This window comes from Spirosoma gilvum, from assembly GCF_054776815.1.
Genome location: NZ_BAAHBH010000014.1, coordinates 138,206 through 153,681, shown reverse-complemented (window position 1 = coordinate 153,681; position 15,476 = coordinate 138,206). Strand labels below are relative to the sequence as shown.

Genomic DNA, 15,476 nt, shown 5'->3' with positions numbered 1-15,476 from the left:
TCACAGGCAACGGATATCCAGGGTCAACTGGTCGGTCGGCTGAATAGAGAAATCGGCTAGCAGCGCATACTGTGTCGTATCAATGGCATACGGTCGTAACCATTTATACAGACCATCTCGGGGATGCGTAACCACCAGCAAGTAATCGATTCCCTGCCGGGCTGTATCAGCCAGCACATCGTTTAAATCGCCCGCGTGCTCCGCCTGAAAACCCATCAACAGCCGCATTGGAAGTGTTTGCCCCTGATTGGGAATACGTGACGCCTGCTGCCCGAATCCACTGGTGAGCGTCTTCAGGATACGCAGCCAACTTGCCAGATGCAGCACACGAAGCTGGTACACTTTATCCAGATGCCATACGCCTAACGAACCTGAATAATAGGTGTAAAAATCCTTCAACTCCTCCCGTCCTGTCAACAGATCCGTAGAAAATAAGGAAGATGTGCGCAATTGCCCCGGTTTCGGAGGTGAAATCTGCTTTTGTGTGGGCAAGGTTAAATACGTGAAGTTGTACAGCGATTTACCGCCTTCTTTTTTCCCAAGCCATAGAGTTTCCAGGTTATTGGCCTTAAACGTCACAATGGATCGATTCAGGTTGTTTGGCTGACTAAAGTCGGTCAATAGCTTCCGGGTCAGCATCCCCTGCAATCCTTTGTTCCGAAAGTCGGGGTGGGTTCGGGCATCGTAATGGAAGCCTATTTTACTCAACTCACCATTGAGGCTTAGCCTCGTTTCTGCACAAGCTGATACACTGACCAGTCGATCGTTGAGCCAATAAGTCAATTGAGCATATCGGTCAAACACGGCCGAACGAGTAATAAACTGAGGCCGGTCCATGACTAACTGAAGAAAAGTGCTTCCCTGCGGACAGGCTTGTTCCAGTGCCAGCAAGTCGGCCTCAAAGGCAGGTTCATACGGTAAAATGCCCTCTCTCATAGCACAAACTGATAGACTTTATACATTCGGGTCCGCTCCTGGTCCGACACATCCTGCAGTTCAACGAACCCATGTAGTCGATGCGCTGGCGAATCCAGCCGAAAATCATGGCGCAAAAAACTCCGAATAACCCCCTGAATGATGGCCTCCTTATTACGAGCTTTTGTTTCGGTCAATACGTTGGTCACCGTGTCGGTAGTCACAAAGCTGAGCAGGTCGGATAAGGACAGAAAAATAGCTTCAGTCGGTAACGGTTCCTGTTGTAAATAGTGGCAGATGTCGTCCGTAACAACGTGAATTGGCAACGTACCCTGACGCAACCGGATCTGAATGCGTTCCAGAACATCGGGTTGTAATGACGGCGGTAAGTGAGTCGGACTCATATCACGTAAATGCCCCTTGAAAATCAGATGAAACATATACGAGCTGGCGCAGGTGCCATGGTCAAGCGTATACTGTAACGCCTTTGCAATGAGCCGATTATTACAATCTGAAGCAGTGAAAGCCAAATCGACATTGCCCGTCAGCGAATACACCCAGGTTTGTGAGAACAGTGCCATCAATCCTCGCCAGCGCCAATGTGGAAATCCCTTAATGGCCGCTACGGGCCTAGTAAAACATTCGTTAAAACGTGAGCCTAACCAAAAAGCAACCAACGGTCGGAGTCGGGCCAGGTAACGTTCGAAATGTCCTGCATTTACAATGCCACGTTCAATGATCGATAGTCGCTGCTCCCAGTACGCCTGCACATCGGGGGCAAGCTGTGGCCAGATTTGCTCTAGCTGCCTTTGTCGCTGATCGGCCAATGCGGGCAAATGCCCGATAAACACCAGATAATCAGAAACTGACAGGATTTTTAGCGTGGCCAGTTTCAGGGCAAACAGATGATGTGCCTCAGGATTGATGTCGACGGCAATTACTTGCTGAAGAGAAGGAGCATCCATCAGGGCCAGCAGTCGCTCACCACTCCCCACAATCCCGACCAGCGTATGGGGTTGTAGCTGCCAGAGGGCGTTCCGTTCGATATAATTATCTTCGTTGACGTGTGAATAAAACAGCATCAGATTTGGTGGATAACAGGTCGGGTAGCCAGTACAAGTTCGAACAGGGCATAAAATACTACGCAACCGATCAGGCTTGCGGGTTGAATAGCGACGATCACCGCCAGATGCCACAGGATAAAGCTCCGAACGGTATTGATAACCGGTACTGCCGAATTCTCTTCTACTTTGCGGGTTGTCAGATGGGCGTATCCCTGTCCCCACAGCGCACACCCGATTCCCGCCAGCCAGAATGCGCCCGCAACAGACAGTGGCTCGCCAATCAGTATCAGGCAAACCGCCCCGCTAATAATGGCTATACCATCGCCAGCCCAAACGGTTGCATTCCAGCCAAATACGACGGGGAAAGTCCGGTAGCCCGTTTGACGATCCGCCGTAATGTCCTTTAAATAGCCAATGAGCACAAAATTGGTATAGGCAAAAAAAGACAAAAGTGCCAGCAGCCATACAGACCCTCGCTGATCGACAGGAAACACAGATTCCTTACTCAGGCAATGAAAGCCCATCAACGGTAGTAGAGCCACAATCCAGGCGTTATAGAATGGCCCTGCGGCCCAATAATGCCGTTTAATAGGTGAATAAGTCGCCAGTCCGGCAATACTCAGCACACACAGCCACACATTAGCCGAATTGGCCAGTATCAGAATTCCGCCATTGACCACTAAGCCAACGATGCTTACCCAGCGAACTACCTTAGCTGAGATTACGCCCTGCGATAAGGGTCGATAAGGGGCCGACAGTTCGTCCGTATCGACCTGGAAAGTATCGGTCAGGGCCTGGCCAAATCCGTAGCTGGTTAGAAACGCAAAAAAGGCAGCCCAGACGAGCGTCGTCTTATAGGTGTAACCATCAGCCATTGCAAAACCCGCCCAACCCGCTACCCCCGACACAAAGAACAGATAGGGCCTCATCTGTATGCCATACGCCCGCCAGAACGACAGTGAAGTGATTGGATAGGTCATGTCAGTACCTGAATAGCGCCGGGAAGTAAGTCAATCGTGCAATGGCGGGTCAGTACCACCTCGCCGTCCATTTCAAACGGCAGAAAATCGTCAGCGTCAACTTGCATAGTTCGGGCAAAGATTGCTACTCGCTTAGGTATACCGGCAAACCGTCCCTGCTGCATATCCATCATTAGCCGCAGGGTTTCTGGCAGGCTCAGCTCATAGCAATAGTTAAGGCCAAATTGCCCATCGTCGGGTCTTATATCCTGCCTGTAATGGAAACTACCCGACACATACGGGATTTTTAACAGATTCAAATTTGTCAGTCTAACAGGCAGCGGAGAAGCATCATCGACCCGCAATGTCAAGGTCCTGGCTCGATACGAAAAAATCGTTTTTAAGGCTGTATACTGAATGGCCAACCCAACCCACCGATTTTTCATTGACTTTATGAACCAGTCACCTTCGTTGAACAAATAATTCGCCTGGGCCGTAATGCCCAAACTGGCATTGATCAGGAAATAACGGGTTTGTGGCTGACCGTCTGGCTGCGTATACCGAACGCGACCCACATCGGCCCAAATAGGTCGGGTGGCATCAAGCCGAATGGGAATGCCACGAATGTGATGACGGACAGGCTTATGAAAGTCGTTACTCGACCCTAACCCAATACTGCCCAAATAAACTGACGTAAGCGAATCGGCTGGCAGGTTCATCAGGGTATTGAGTACATAATGCAGTGTACCATCCCCGCCTGCAGCAATGATGGCCGTCGGTTCTGGTGTCGTTAACGCCGACTGTAACCAGGCTCCCAGATCGAATCCAGGCCGGTAGCGCATAACCGTTGGTTTTGTGGGTAAACGCGCCAGCACTTCCTTTTCAACGGATGCCCATTTGCGGACTGCCGTTCCATTATTAGCCACTTCATTCAGTAGTAAAAGAGTGCGCATAACGAAAAGGATTCTATTCGGTTGCGGCCAGGAAACGGAACGAGCGCTTCTGATACCGTGGAAGTTGGATTTTCTCCCGCATATTCAGGAATGACTGGTACGGGCCAACAGCGGCCGTCGCATTGACTAACCAGGCTGGTAGCGTTCCGCCGGGATCAACCTGAAAGGTATAACTGACATGCATTTTATTATCGGCTAACGCACTGACATGCCAGACGGCCTGCCAAAACGCTACCCGCACTAAGCCTTCTTTCGGCGGAACCATATCCGTCACCGAATTGGTGTTGATCTGTAAAACTCTGGACGTTGGATCATACGCCAATCGAAGGTGAATAACCAGATCCCGATTGGTTGCTGGCCAGGGCATTTCACTCTCCGAATAATAGTAAAATTCCGTTTCGCTCACACGCCGAAGCAACTGGGCTGATTTGTTTTTATACACTACCTGACTGTACTGATCGACATCCGATAAAAAAGCAACCAGTTGAGACAGGGAAGCCTGTATGTCGCAGTCTACCCGAATTTCTTTTAACCGACTCCCATCCAGATGCCGGGAATACACCCGAATCCCATTTTTATCTTTCTCCAGTTTCCACTCATCCCGTCCTTGCCCCAAGGCACTCATGCTCAACAGAAAAGCCCACACACTCCATACGACATGCACTTTAAATTTACTCACAGTACGAATCAGATTCAGAATGATAGTCATTAATTAAGTCGAATGGTTTGTTCGAAAAATAAAGTCCCATAAGGGCGACGAAACCCCAAAATTTACGGTGTCCGTACGATGGTGAACATGATGGTTCACCCAGAGCTGCCGCAGAAAGTTTTTTGGCGGTCGGTAGGCATGAATGACAAAATGCAACGCTAAATATAGGCTATATCCTAGTAAGAAACCGGGTAGGAAGGCCAGCATCCGTACACCAAGTAGTCCGTAAAAAAGGGGGACCAATACGGTAATAATCAGTAAGGCCAGGATAGGCTTCATCATGACCTGAGTTAGTTGGCGCGGATGAGCGTGATGATTTCCGTGAACAGCAAATTGTATTTTTGTTCGAAAGCTGGTGGAAGTTTTTAGGTGAAAAACGTAGCGGTGTAACCCATACTCGATCAGTGTAAAGATCAACAATCCAGTTATAAACCAGCCAGCAACCACCACGGCTGATAACCAACGAAAACCCAGCCAGAGACAAACGACGGCACAGATCCCAAAAAGTACAAGTGATTGATAAAGTGGACGAGCCTTCATGATCCAAATCGATGGCTAAGTGCAACAAGCTTTTGAACATACGCATCAGGTAGCTGCGGCACATTCAGTTGCTGAAGCGCCTGTTGATAATCAAACGGTTGGCCGTTAACCCATAATCCGGGAGTTTCAATAACCTCCCCAAGGCAAACAGCCCCCAGCGGACATTCCTCTTTAGCCGCCGTAAACAGCAATCCGTAATCACCTACCTGCCCCAGTGCAAATACAGCTAGTGGAATACTCATTTCTGTGGCCACCTGCCGAACTATGTCCGAGTAAGGAATGTGCTCCGACTCGATGCGTAAGCCAATAGCTGGATTTAGGGTCAGTAGCAATGCCAGCCCCGACAAAAGCCCATCGCTGGCATCCAGGCAAGCCGATCCTGACCGGGCAACCCACTGCCCCAGTGCCAAAGAAGCCACCGGCCGAAACGATGCCTCTACCGGTTCGGCCAATGAGTGATTGAATCGGTTCAGAAAGGCCATCAGATTCCCTCGTCCCACGTCGGGCGTGACATATACCCGTTCGCCAGCCCGACATCCAACCCGCCGACTAAATCGGCCATCCGATGTGGCTCCGAGGGCGGTGGCCGATACACTGAACAGGTCGGCCTGGTTTGTATCACCCCCTAACACGTAGGTCTCATGCCGTCGGGCGCAGTCTTCCACTCCCTGAATCAGTTGTTCTATGTCTTCGTCCGAAAGCTTTGCGGTGAGCTGATACGTCATGAGCAACCCTATTGGCAACGCGCCTACAGCTGCTAAATCGCTTAGGGTTGCCATCACAGCAAACCAGCCGATGGTGTAAGGTTTCCGAAGTAATCCCAGTTGGATTTCCTCAACTACAGTATCCGTTGTCAACGCCAGCCAGTTATTGACAGAGTCGCCTGATTGGGCGATTGCTCCTGGTAATCGAATCAGTTCAGCGTCGGTTTCATTGACCGCGTTGTACTGATTAGGCGACCGTTGATGCAACCGCTTGTAGAGACTGAGCAATGCTTCTTCACTATACATAACCTACTAGCAATCAGGAGGTTTATAAACCAAGCACATCGACCAGCACATCCGTCAGATGGTTCAGATCACAGACCGTATGCGTGGCCATTACCGAAATGCGTAAGCGTTCCTGATCGCAGGACACAGCCGGGTATTCAATGGAGTTTAAAAATATGCCCTTCTCGTGAATATCTCTGGCCACTTCGCGGGCGCGCCCTCTACCGGGTAGTTGTACAGGAACAATGCCTGACTGACTCGCCACTGAAATACCGTAGCTATTCAGTTGGTTCAACAAATAGCTGACATTCGCATGAAGACGGTGCCGACGCTCGGGCTCGTCCCGGATAACATCCAGCCCGCCGAGAATGGCCGCAATCAAAAAGGGTGGTAGCGATGCCGAAAACATGTATTGCGGACTCATGAATCGCAGGTAATCGATTACGGCTTTCGAGCCACTGATGAATCCCCCGGTTGCTGCCAGACTTTTGCTGAATGTCCCCAAATGCAAAAACACCCCATCGACCCCAAAGTGACTAGCCGTTCCCGACCCATCGGCACCGAGTACACCCGTTCCATGTGCATCATCAACAACCAGACGACAGTTGTAGAGACTAGCTAATTTGGCTAATTCCGGCAAGGGTGCTAAATCGCCGTCCATTGAGTAAACACCCTCAACCATGAGCCAGCCAGCGGTCGTATTACCGCCATAAACAGCCAGTTTACGTTCCAGATCGTCCAGATTGTTATGCCGGAAGGGTATTTTCCGGCATCGAAGCGAATGCAGTCCCTGGTGCAGCGACGCATGATTGTATTCGTCATAGAAAAAGACGTCGTCAGACTGAACCAACGCAGTCAGCCAGCCCATGGTCGCATTGAATCCACACGGAAAAATAAGCGTATCTTCCGTTTTCTTAAGCACCGATAGTCTGCTTTCCAGCTCAGCATGCAAATCCGTATATCCATTCAGCAAGGGCGGTCCACCCAGCCCGGTCCCAAATTGATCCATTGCGGCTGCAACTCGATCGCGAACGTGAGGATGGGTAGCTACTCCCAGATAATTATTCGACCCGAACATGAGCATAGACCGCTTCATTTGGGTAAGCGGGTCGAAAACAACAACCTCCCGATCGGGGGCCGAACAGATCTGACGCCGATAAAGCAAATGTCCCTGGCGGTCCAGATCGCCCAAAAACCCTTGAAAGTTCAGCACCCGCTCGTCCAGTGTAGCTTTCCCTGACGTAGGCAAAAAATCCCGCAGATTCAGATTCTCGGCGTGGGCATTAACAGTAAACCTGTCCATAGTCAGAAAAGCTTTTGGCGTTTAATTGCCCGCATAGATTAGTAAATAAACGAATAGATTTGATTTCATGGCTGATACAGCCGGGCCTGATTGATCTGTTCCACAATCGTATACTTCCGGAAGCGCTCCTTCACCTGATTGGCTATTGGTCCCCGACTTTCTTTTGCCAGTTTCTTACTTACCAATCCGTCTACGACCATTCCCAACAGGGCAGAAGAGAGTGTATACCCTACAGTCTGAGCACAATATACACTGCCTTTGATAGCTAAATCTGCTAAATCATCATAGTGTGGCTTCTTACTCAGACCAATTATTAGCCCTAAGCCTGTTCCGAGTGCCAAGCCAACAACAGGGCTGGCAGCCCGGTGCATGGTTATTCGCTTGATATCAGCATAGCGGTACACCCGCAACGCCAATGCATCGACCAGCGAATCGGTGGGGGGCAAGGTATCATTGGACTGCTCCAGAAATGGTTTTAGCTTTGCTTTTAATCGACTGGCCGTCGCCAACACAACTGTCGAATCAGTCAACTCGAACAAAACCCCTGTTTCGGGCTTATTCGAAGTCATTCCATACACATTGGCAATGTAACGATGAACATTTACCACGGATAACGGAGTCTGACCAAACGTAAGGTGGCCAGCCACTACCAGTACAACGAGGAAACGTAGTTGTTTTTTCATGGTTTTACGTTGGCTACGTGCTAAAGGAAAGGTGTGGATAGAAGTTTGCCCTCACTCGATATTGCTGATGCGTATGTGGTGCGGAAGTGATTCAAAATTGTCGGCAGATTCCACAAAAAACCACTTGCAATTGCGCAACGGGGGAAATGAGTTCAGTAACGGAGGATTTTCCCCGATTATTGGTCATGAAAAAACCCGGTAAAAACCGGGCCTGTCTGTGTAAAAACGGCTATTTCAACGACTAATGCTATTCTTCACCCACTAATCGTTTCATCAATTCAGGTTTTGAGCGTCGGGATACATCAATGGCATGACCATTATCCAGAACGACCTGACCACCTTCGCCACGCAGGTATTTAACCACATGATTCAGGTTTACAATATGCGACTTATGCGTCCGGAAAAATGGTTCTCCTTCTGCACATAAATGCTCAAACTCGGCCAGTCCGCGTGAAGCCAGTACGGTTTTCTGGTTCGACAAATGGATGGTTGTATAACTTCCAGCCGCTTCGAGCCGGGTAATGTCGCTTAGCGGAAACAGCAGCATGCCATCCAGTGTGGGAATCGCTATTTTACGGATTCGGTCGCGGTCTTCTTTCATCAATCGCAACAGACTCCGCATATCGTCGGTCATGGGCTCCTGCCGATGTTCGTCGTCTAGTTTTTCGGCCAGCAGTTCGTTGTTACGTGCCAGCAGTTCTTCATTTTCGCTCGCCCGCTGGAGCGCCAGCTGCTGAGCGGCCTGGTATTCGGCCTGATAGGTTTGTAGCCGATCGGCCAGAGCGAGCGTTAACAAGATAGCTTCGAAAGCTGCTCCGAACTGATAGCCATACACGATCCAAAGATGCGTAAATGAGATAATATCGAGCAGTCCAAGAACACTCGTCATGGTTCCGGCAATGTAAAAACTCCAGGCCAGCAGGTAATAGCGTGCCGGTCGATACCCCTGTCCATAGGTGCGAATGCCTAACACCAGCAGCGATAAAAAACCAAGTAGGGTGAGCCCGTAAAATATCCGTTCCAGCCCCGGCACATCGAGTAGCCGCAGGAGTGTTGTCAGCCCGACCAGACTTAGCAATCCTATAAAATACTGGTAAAATCGGGGCAGAAATTCACGGGTTCGAAGGAAATTCATCGAGAACCAGATGGCGGCCGCAAACGTCATGGCTGAAATGAGCAGGTACAGCCGTCCATTATTTAGCGCCGGAGTTGATCGCCAGAGCAGATCATACAGTAATCCTTCAAACGACATAAAGGTCATGCACGACAGCGTAACATATACAGCGTACAGTAGATATACCCGGTCGCGAACGAGTCCGTAGACGAATAAGTTGATAATCACCATCACCAGCATCAGCCCCATCACAGCCCCATTGAACAGCGACTCTTTTTGCAGATGGCTAACAATAGGCCGGACGGGCGCCAGCAATACCGAAAAATGAAGGATATTATCGTCGCGCAGGGCTAGAAACACCGTTCGTGGGCGCTGCCCAAGAGGTAGTACCACCGTGTTGGCCAAAAAAAATCGGCTTTCGAACGGACGTAATACGCCCGAATGGTGTTCTGTTATCGTTCCGGTTTCGCTAATGACGTACTGATCCACATAGTCAGCGTCCTGGGTCATAAACAGCAGAAACAGCGACTCAGGAAGGGAATTTTCCAGGTGAAATTTGAGCCAGATTCGGGAGTTGGTGTGGCCAAAATTGAGTTTCCGCTGGCGACTAAGCCGAAAAGCCGAGTCGGGCAGGGCCGCCACCTGCGCAAAGGTAAGCTGGAGCGTAGGATCATCCAGAATAGCCGCTTTCGGTCCCAATTCCACCAGATGATCAGGCGATGGCTGGGCCAGGGGCTGGGCTATTGCCATCCCACAACCAATCATAACGAGTAGAAAAGCCCGGATCAGCAGCATAGTTTATGAAATTACTTTAAGGACTCACAAATAGTCTATTTCCAGGCAATTTACCCACTACGAAGTAAGTATTTTTTACAATATGCAAAATAGAAAACTACGCTGATTATCAAAAGGTCACGCTAAAAACTCTGACCCCTAACGAATCCAGCATTTACAGGGAGTAACCAAAACTTTTCAGCGATATTAGCCGTATATTTCACATGTAGCAAGCAGCTTTCATACCACAGAATACGAGAAATCTTGGGTATGAAAACGTACATCCAGGAACGCTACAGGTCTAACCCCATGCACTACCGACGCATTTTATGAAACGAATTGTTCACAAGCACCCACTGGCCATTCGGTGGTTTCACTGGATTAATTTCCCGCTGCTGTTTGTTATGATCTGGAGTGGCCTTCTGATTTACTGGGCATATCATCCCTATAAAATTCAGATTGGCGATTATAACCTGATCACTTTCTTCTCAAACGGTTTCTTCAAATTCCTGGGCGTTTCCCGGCGGCTGGCCGAAGGCATGGCCTGGCACTTTGTGTTCATGTGGCTGTTTATTCTAAATGGCGTTCTGTATGTGGTCTACACGTTTCTTTCGGGCGAATGGCGGCACCTGGTTCCCGACCGGAATTCGTTTCGCGAGGCCATTCAGGTAACCTTATATGATCTTCATCTCCGTAAAACCCAGCCGCCGTTCATCAAGTACAATGGAGCACAGAAAATCGCTTATTTCTCCATCATGCTGATGGGTATTGGCTCAGTCCTGACGGGCTACGCCATTTATAAACCCACGCAGTTTTCATGGTTAACCGCCCTTTTAGGTGGATACAAAGCAGCCCGACTCGAACATTTCATCCTGACATTGGGCTATGTGTTTTTCTTCGTGATTCACATTGTCCAGGTAATCCTGGCGGGCTGGAACAATTTCCAGTCGATGGTGACAGGATTTGAGATTGTAAAACCCAATGCCCCGGACCAGCCCGTTCTGGAAATACCGACCAGTAGTGAACCCGATGCACCAACGGACACTCCATTGGAACCGATTGAGCCAACCCATAAACCTGCCTTATCATGAGTAAAGAACCACAACTGCCTGAAGATACAATTCCCGAGTCAACAGCGCGTCGGCGAATGCTTAAAGCGTTTGGCTGGTTTGCGCTGGCTGCCACTGTGCCCGTTGGTGTCTATGAATGGGTCAAAAATAGTGCCGGTGCCCAGGGGGTGAAACGACCGCTTCGGAACGTTCTCAATGCCAATGAGGAAATTGCCCGAACCTATTTTAGCAATAACCACCTCGTACCGACTTACCCGGTTGCCGAAGCGGCAAAAAAAGCCCGCGTCAATGGCTACGATGGCCTAAAAGCACCCATCCCTGAAGATTGGAAACTGCAAATAGATCGCAATGCTAATCCAGCTACAGAATCCCGAATAGGCGAACCGCTACTGCTTACGATCGACGATGTTAAATCCTTGCCCAAACACGAGATGGTGTATGAGTTTAAATGCGTGGAAGGCTGGAGTCAGGTGCAGCATTGGGGCGGAGCGCGACTATCCGATTTTCTGGAGAAATACAAGCTTGGTACACGCAGCGGCAATGCACCGGACCCGAATAATCCCGACGATCTGTTCAAGCATGTTGGTTTGGAAACACCGGATAAAGGGTATTATGTAGGCATTGACATCGAAAGTGCGATGCATCCGCAGACCTTACTGGCTTACGAACTCAATGGCGAGCCTATTTCGTCGGCCCATGGGGCTCCCCTCCGATTGATTATTCCGGTCAAATACGGTGTTAAAAACCTGAAACGGATTGGCCGGATGTTTTTTTCCGACGAACGTCCCCGCGATTTCTGGGCCGAGCGGGGCTATGATTATTATGTGGGCCTGTAAGATTTGCACTAACCCCTAATCTACGGAATCAAATTAGCTAATCAACTAATGATCAGCACCAAAACTCGTCAATTATGCAGTACACCCTCATCATTCTGACACTGTTGGGAATGGCATCAAGCTTCTCGCTTGATAAACCCACCAAACCAGCTCCACAGCCGGTTGTGGTGCTGGAGTTATTTACGTCGCAGGGCTGTTCCAGTTGCCCACCTGCCGACAAAATCCTACAGGAAATCACCCAACGGGCAACTCAGTCGGGTCAGGCCGTCTACGGCCTTTCGTTTCATGTTGATTATTGGAACCGGCTTGGCTGGACCGACCCATTCAGTACCAAAGTATATACTGATCGCCAACGCCAGTACGACCGACTTCTTAAATCGCAAACCTACACACCACAACTGGTTATTAATGGCCATCAGGAGGTGATTGGCGGACAACGTGGCCGCATTGAGCAGGCTATCCAGAGCATTCAAAAAGAACCGGCCTCCGCGTTCGTGCAAGTAGATGCCAGCCTGAAAAAACAGGCCAATCAGGTAACCGTCAGCTATGAATTATCGACTACAGGACCATACCGAGTCAATATTGCCGTAGTCCAAAAAGAAGTGCAAACCGCCGTAAAAAACGGTGAAAACGGTGGCCGAACGTTAACCAATGCCAACGTGGTTCGACAGTTTAAAACGCTCGACAATCCAGCTAAATCCGGCACAGCAACCTTATCCATTCCCAACGACTTGCCCGTCGATCAAACAGGCGTACTGGTGTATGTCCAGCGAACCGATAACCAGCAGGTTGTTGGCGCTAAAATGCTATAAAACAATCGCTTGCCATCTCGGATTATTTATCCTGAATTATCCGTTTAACGCCCTCGCACATTGATTTAATACGATGGTAAGATGCTTCCGAATTAGCTTCCTTGTCTAATTTTATGCGCAGCTTACCCTCGTATTCTTCCAGTTTAAATTCTGTATTATCATCCAATTTGGTAGAGATATCTATATGGTCGCCTTTAACCGATGTGGCGGGAGCCATCTTGGCATTGATAAAATCCTGAACACGCTGGCTCTTTGCCTTATCGTACTTGGCAAAAAACTCATATTCGTCATAGGAGTCAGTGACTGAAATGGTCAGATCTCCATCTCCAGAGCAGGCAGACAGGATGCCTACCAAAAAGAGTCCATAGACTATTTTGTTCATAGTGATCATTGTTTTACAAGGAACTATGCAATATACAGTAGCGATGTATATCAGTTATAATCAACTACATCAGCGGCAATTTCACGGGATAAGTGATTTAACATGAGTCTACCCCTCTTCGAATCAATACGAAAATGACACGCAGGTAACGGGTTTACCGAAATCGTGTTTATAAGAAAGGCTAATTCTTGAGCAATTTTATTTCATAAAAAGGCTGAAAAACTCCTTTTCGTAGCTGCTGCCAATAGGAATTTCCTCATCCCCAATCAGAATCATTTTGCTGCGAATGGCCTCAATTTTATCCAAGGCAACAATAAACGATCGGTGAACGCGAATAAATTTACTGGCAGGCAACTCTTCCAGTATCGCCTTTAAGGTTAGTCGTAGCACGATGGGATGTCCCTCAACCAAATGGATTTTAAGGTAGTTATCTAATCCCTCGATGAATAGTATATCAGCAATGGTAACCTTCACCAACCCGTAATCGGCCCGGAAGAAAAGATGCGTCCGTTCGGAGCCTCCCCCATTGTCGCCATCAACTTGTTTGAGCGCCCGCCAACGGGTTTGCGCCCGCTGTACAGCTTTGGTAAACCGATCGAAGGTGTAGGGTTTCAGGAGGTAGTCTACAGCCTCTACTTCGTAGCTTTCCAAGGCATATTCACTATAAGCCGTCGTAAAGATGACCAGCGTCTGTTGGGTGATGGATTTAAAGAAGTCCAGTCCCGATTCTTTCGGCATGTTGATATCCAAAAAAATCAGATCAACGGGATTTGCTTCCAGATACAAACGAGCATCACCGGTACGAATGAAGGTTTTGACCAGATCAACCGAGTCGATTCGGCTGCAAAAGGCCTCTATAACATCAAGGGCAGGTCGTTCGTCGTCGAGGGCAATGGCTTTCATGCAGATAACGTAAGGCGTAAATGAACACGGAAATCGGTGGGGCTATTGTCGATCATTAATTGGTGAGCATCGGGGTAAAGAAGCCGTAGCCGTTCGCGGGTATTTTGCAGGCCTATCCCCGTTGAATTTTCGAACTGGCTGACCTGTACCTTTTTATTGGCGACATACAGATGCAGACGATCTTCTTCAATGCGTAAATGGATATCGATCAGTGATTCTTCGTCTGGGCTTACGCCATATTTAAATGCGTTTTCGATAAACGAGAACAATAACAATGGAGCAATTTCCCATTGCTTCTCATCACCCTCCAGTTGGTAATCAATCCGAACGGCATCCCGTAAGCGAGCCTTTTGAAGGTCAATGTAATTGGCAATGTAATTGATCTCTTTAGCCAGAGCCACCTTGTCGCGGTGAGCATCCCGAATAATGTACCGCATAAATTCCGAGAGCTTTACAATCGTATCGGCAGTCTGTTCATCCTTGCGAATAGCCAGCGCATAAATACTATTGAGCGTATTGAACAGGAAATGCGGCTGAATCTGCGCTTTGAGCTGGCGAAGCTCGGCCTGTAGCTGGTCATTCTCAACCTGATGGAGTCGACTAGCGGTCTGTATCGAGATGGAAATGAGGGTACTTACACTGCCCAGTAAGAAAAAGATGGCTAGCTTCACGGGTAGCAGTAGTGTAAAAGGTGGGCCGTGGTGGTCATTAGACTGTTTATCAAATGGATGAGCAGGCGGGCTGCCTGATTGGTTAGGGGTTCGCTCCTGATCAAACGGCTTAAATGGTGGCTCATGCTCATCAGGATGGGATCTGAACGACTGTCCCGATGGGGCATCCAGCATCATTTCTGCCACAAAAATCTGGCGGGCCCAGGCCAGCGGGGTATTTTCCGGAGGAACTTTAAAGAACACCCACTGCTCAATTCGGTACGGCAAATAAACGGCCGCTACTATGCAGCTCACCACCAGAATGATGTATTTCCGGTACTGTTTCGTCAGAAACCAGCGAGGCACAAACAGCGTATGGTTAAAGTAGGAGAACGATACCAGGAAAAGGTAGGCCAGTCCATTCTGAACAAGGTATTCGTGCGGCCTCAATGGGCGAAGACTGAGGCCGTTGTAAGCAAAATAGAACAGTGGTAGAATTGCTAAGGCAGTTCCAATCAATAACTGAGTGCTATGGGCTCGTAACCAGGCGACCATTCATTTCGTACGATAGATCACAAAAGTAAATGAACGGATTGGCGGCAACGAATAATTGTGGCTAATCCGTCAAGAACGGGGGTAAACATCAATCGAGCCAACTGAAACCAGTATCAGGCGGTACGTTCTGACAAAAACGTTAGAATTAACTTTCATTTACCCATCAAAATGCTTTACTCAGCTCCTAAAATCGGTCATTCAAACAGATTTATTTTTCAGTTTCCGGGCAACTTCACATTTTTCTATAACCAAAATAGGGCCGTCA

General features: G+C 48.8%; 16 protein-coding genes. 3 read left to right on the top strand and 13 right to left on the bottom strand.

The annotated features are described in order from the left end of the window. From ACYVFD_RS30110 to ACYVFD_RS30065, 10 genes are all read right to left on the bottom strand, one after another. Positions 1–936 carry a hypothetical protein gene (locus tag ACYVFD_RS30110; protein WP_461094322.1) on the bottom strand — a complete coding sequence of 312 codons (936 nt, stop codon included), beginning with the start codon at positions 934–936 and terminating at the stop codon, positions 1–3. Beyond that, positions 933–1,997, bottom strand: a complete 1,065-nt coding sequence (locus tag ACYVFD_RS30105; protein ID WP_461094321.1) for a DUF3419 family protein — start codon at positions 1,995–1,997, stop codon at positions 933–935. The genes ACYVFD_RS30110 and ACYVFD_RS30105 overlap by 4 nt, the downstream gene beginning before the upstream one ends. After that, positions 1,997–2,959 carry a UbiA family prenyltransferase gene (locus ACYVFD_RS30100; protein ID WP_461094320.1) on the bottom strand — a complete coding sequence of 321 codons (963 nt, stop codon included), beginning with the start codon at positions 2,957–2,959 and terminating at the stop codon, positions 1,997–1,999. Before ACYVFD_RS30100 ends, ACYVFD_RS30105 begins: the two co-directional genes overlap by 1 nt. Continuing rightward, a complete protein-coding gene (locus ACYVFD_RS30095; RefSeq protein ID WP_461094319.1) occupies positions 2,956–3,891 on the bottom strand; it encodes a diacylglycerol/lipid kinase family protein in 936 nt (311 codons plus the stop codon). The genes ACYVFD_RS30100 and ACYVFD_RS30095 overlap by 4 nt, the downstream gene beginning before the upstream one ends. Before the next feature lie 13 nt (positions 3,892–3,904). Beyond that, a complete protein-coding gene (locus ACYVFD_RS30090) occupies positions 3,905–4,600 on the bottom strand; it encodes an START domain-containing protein (protein WP_461094318.1) in 696 nt (231 codons plus the stop codon). Between the two features lie 3 nt (positions 4,601–4,603). Further along, complete coding sequence (locus tag ACYVFD_RS30085; protein ID WP_461094317.1) at positions 4,604–5,140, bottom strand: sterol desaturase family protein; 537 nt, start codon at positions 5,138–5,140, stop codon at positions 4,604–4,606. Continuing rightward, positions 5,137–6,150: a thiamine-phosphate kinase gene (locus ACYVFD_RS30080; RefSeq protein ID WP_461094316.1), complete on the bottom strand. Its 1,014-nt coding sequence runs from the start codon at positions 6,148–6,150 to the stop codon at positions 5,137–5,139. Before ACYVFD_RS30080 ends, ACYVFD_RS30085 begins: the two co-directional genes overlap by 4 nt. 22 nt (positions 6,151–6,172) lie before the next feature. Beyond that, the gene (locus ACYVFD_RS30075; protein ID WP_461094315.1) at positions 6,173–7,432 is read right to left on the bottom strand and encodes an aminotransferase class I/II-fold pyridoxal phosphate-dependent enzyme; all 1,260 of its coding nucleotides are present in this window, start codon (positions 7,430–7,432) and stop codon (positions 6,173–6,175) included. A 65-nt stretch (positions 7,433–7,497) separates the two neighbouring features. Then, positions 7,498–8,115 (bottom strand): hypothetical protein, encoded by a 618-nt coding sequence (locus tag ACYVFD_RS30070; protein ID WP_461094314.1) that lies wholly within the window; start codon positions 8,113–8,115, stop codon positions 7,498–7,500. Positions 8,116–8,362: 247 nt separating this feature from the next. Next, positions 8,363–10,024, bottom strand: a complete 1,662-nt coding sequence (locus tag ACYVFD_RS30065; protein ID WP_461094313.1) for a 7TM diverse intracellular signaling domain-containing protein — start codon at positions 10,022–10,024, stop codon at positions 8,363–8,365. A 308-nt stretch (positions 10,025–10,332) separates the two neighbouring features. On the opposite strand from ACYVFD_RS30065, the gene ACYVFD_RS30060 reads away from it, so the two are divergent. The 3 genes from ACYVFD_RS30060 to ACYVFD_RS30050 all read left to right on the top strand — a co-directional run bounded on the left by ACYVFD_RS30060 (position 10,333) and on the right by ACYVFD_RS30050 (position 12,721). Beyond that, positions 10,333–11,094 (top strand): cytochrome b/b6 domain-containing protein, encoded by a 762-nt coding sequence (locus ACYVFD_RS30060; protein WP_461094312.1) that lies wholly within the window; start codon positions 10,333–10,335, stop codon positions 11,092–11,094. Continuing rightward, entirely contained in the window at positions 11,091–11,909 is an 819-nt protein-coding gene (locus ACYVFD_RS30055) for a molybdopterin-dependent oxidoreductase (RefSeq protein WP_461094311.1), read from the top strand. Before ACYVFD_RS30060 ends, ACYVFD_RS30055 begins: the two co-directional genes overlap by 4 nt. A gap of 74 nt (positions 11,910–11,983) precedes the next feature. Further along, entirely contained in the window at positions 11,984–12,721 is a 738-nt protein-coding gene (locus ACYVFD_RS30050) for a DUF1223 domain-containing protein (RefSeq protein ID WP_461094309.1), read from the top strand. A gap of 22 nt (positions 12,722–12,743) precedes the next feature. Here the strand turns inward: ACYVFD_RS30050 and ACYVFD_RS30045 are convergent, their stop codons facing one another. The 3 genes from ACYVFD_RS30045 to ACYVFD_RS30035 all read right to left on the bottom strand — a co-directional run bounded on the left by ACYVFD_RS30045 (position 12,744) and on the right by ACYVFD_RS30035 (position 15,211). Then, positions 12,744–13,103: a hypothetical protein gene (locus ACYVFD_RS30045; RefSeq protein WP_461094307.1), complete on the bottom strand. Its 360-nt coding sequence runs from the start codon at positions 13,101–13,103 to the stop codon at positions 12,744–12,746. A gap of 198 nt (positions 13,104–13,301) precedes the next feature. Then, positions 13,302–14,006 (bottom strand): LytR/AlgR family response regulator transcription factor, encoded by a 705-nt coding sequence (locus ACYVFD_RS30040; protein WP_461094305.1) that lies wholly within the window; start codon positions 14,004–14,006, stop codon positions 13,302–13,304. Further along, positions 14,003–15,211, bottom strand: coding sequence for a sensor histidine kinase (locus ACYVFD_RS30035; protein WP_461094303.1), 1,209 nt, complete (start codon positions 15,209–15,211; stop codon positions 14,003–14,005). Before ACYVFD_RS30035 ends, ACYVFD_RS30040 begins: the two co-directional genes overlap by 4 nt. Between the last annotated feature and the right edge of the window lie 265 nt (positions 15,212–15,476).

Excerpts from the sequence above, each read along its gene's own strand:
- ACYVFD_RS30040 (WP_461094305.1), bottom strand. The coding sequence starts at position 14,006 with ATGAAAGCCATTGCCCTCGACGACGAACGACCTGCCCTTGATGTTATA.
- ACYVFD_RS30075 (WP_461094315.1), bottom strand. The coding sequence starts at position 7,432 with ATGGACAGGTTTACTGTTAATGCCCACGCCGAGAATCTGAATCTGCGG.
- ACYVFD_RS30110 (WP_461094322.1), bottom strand. The coding sequence starts at position 936 with ATGAGAGAGGGCATTTTACCGTATGAACCTGCCTTTGAGGCCGACTTG.
- ACYVFD_RS30045 (WP_461094307.1), bottom strand. The coding sequence starts at position 13,103 with ATGAACAAAATAGTCTATGGACTCTTTTTGGTAGGCATCCTGTCTGCC.
- ACYVFD_RS30085 (WP_461094317.1), bottom strand. The coding sequence starts at position 5,140 with ATGAAGGCTCGTCCACTTTATCAATCACTTGTACTTTTTGGGATCTGT.
- ACYVFD_RS30095 (WP_461094319.1), bottom strand. The coding sequence starts at position 3,891 with ATGCGCACTCTTTTACTACTGAATGAAGTGGCTAATAATGGAACGGCA.
- ACYVFD_RS30070 (WP_461094314.1), bottom strand. The coding sequence starts at position 8,115 with ATGAAAAAACAACTACGTTTCCTCGTTGTACTGGTAGTGGCTGGCCAC.
- ACYVFD_RS30090 (WP_461094318.1), bottom strand. The coding sequence starts at position 4,600 with ATGACTATCATTCTGAATCTGATTCGTACTGTGAGTAAATTTAAAGTG.
- ACYVFD_RS30105 (WP_461094321.1), bottom strand. The coding sequence starts at position 1,997 with ATGCTGTTTTATTCACACGTCAACGAAGATAATTATATCGAACGGAAC.
- ACYVFD_RS30035 (WP_461094303.1), bottom strand. The coding sequence starts at position 15,211 with ATGGTCGCCTGGTTACGAGCCCATAGCACTCAGTTATTGATTGGAACT.
- ACYVFD_RS30100 (WP_461094320.1), bottom strand. The coding sequence starts at position 2,959 with ATGACCTATCCAATCACTTCACTGTCGTTCTGGCGGGCGTATGGCATA.
- ACYVFD_RS30050 (WP_461094309.1), top strand. The coding sequence starts at position 11,984 with ATGCAGTACACCCTCATCATTCTGACACTGTTGGGAATGGCATCAAGC.
- ACYVFD_RS30065 (WP_461094313.1), bottom strand. The coding sequence starts at position 10,024 with ATGCTGCTGATCCGGGCTTTTCTACTCGTTATGATTGGTTGTGGGATG.
- ACYVFD_RS30060 (WP_461094312.1), top strand. The coding sequence starts at position 10,333 with ATGAAACGAATTGTTCACAAGCACCCACTGGCCATTCGGTGGTTTCAC.
- ACYVFD_RS30055 (WP_461094311.1), top strand. The coding sequence starts at position 11,091 with ATGAGTAAAGAACCACAACTGCCTGAAGATACAATTCCCGAGTCAACA.
- ACYVFD_RS30080 (WP_461094316.1), bottom strand. The coding sequence starts at position 6,150 with ATGTATAGTGAAGAAGCATTGCTCAGTCTCTACAAGCGGTTGCATCAA.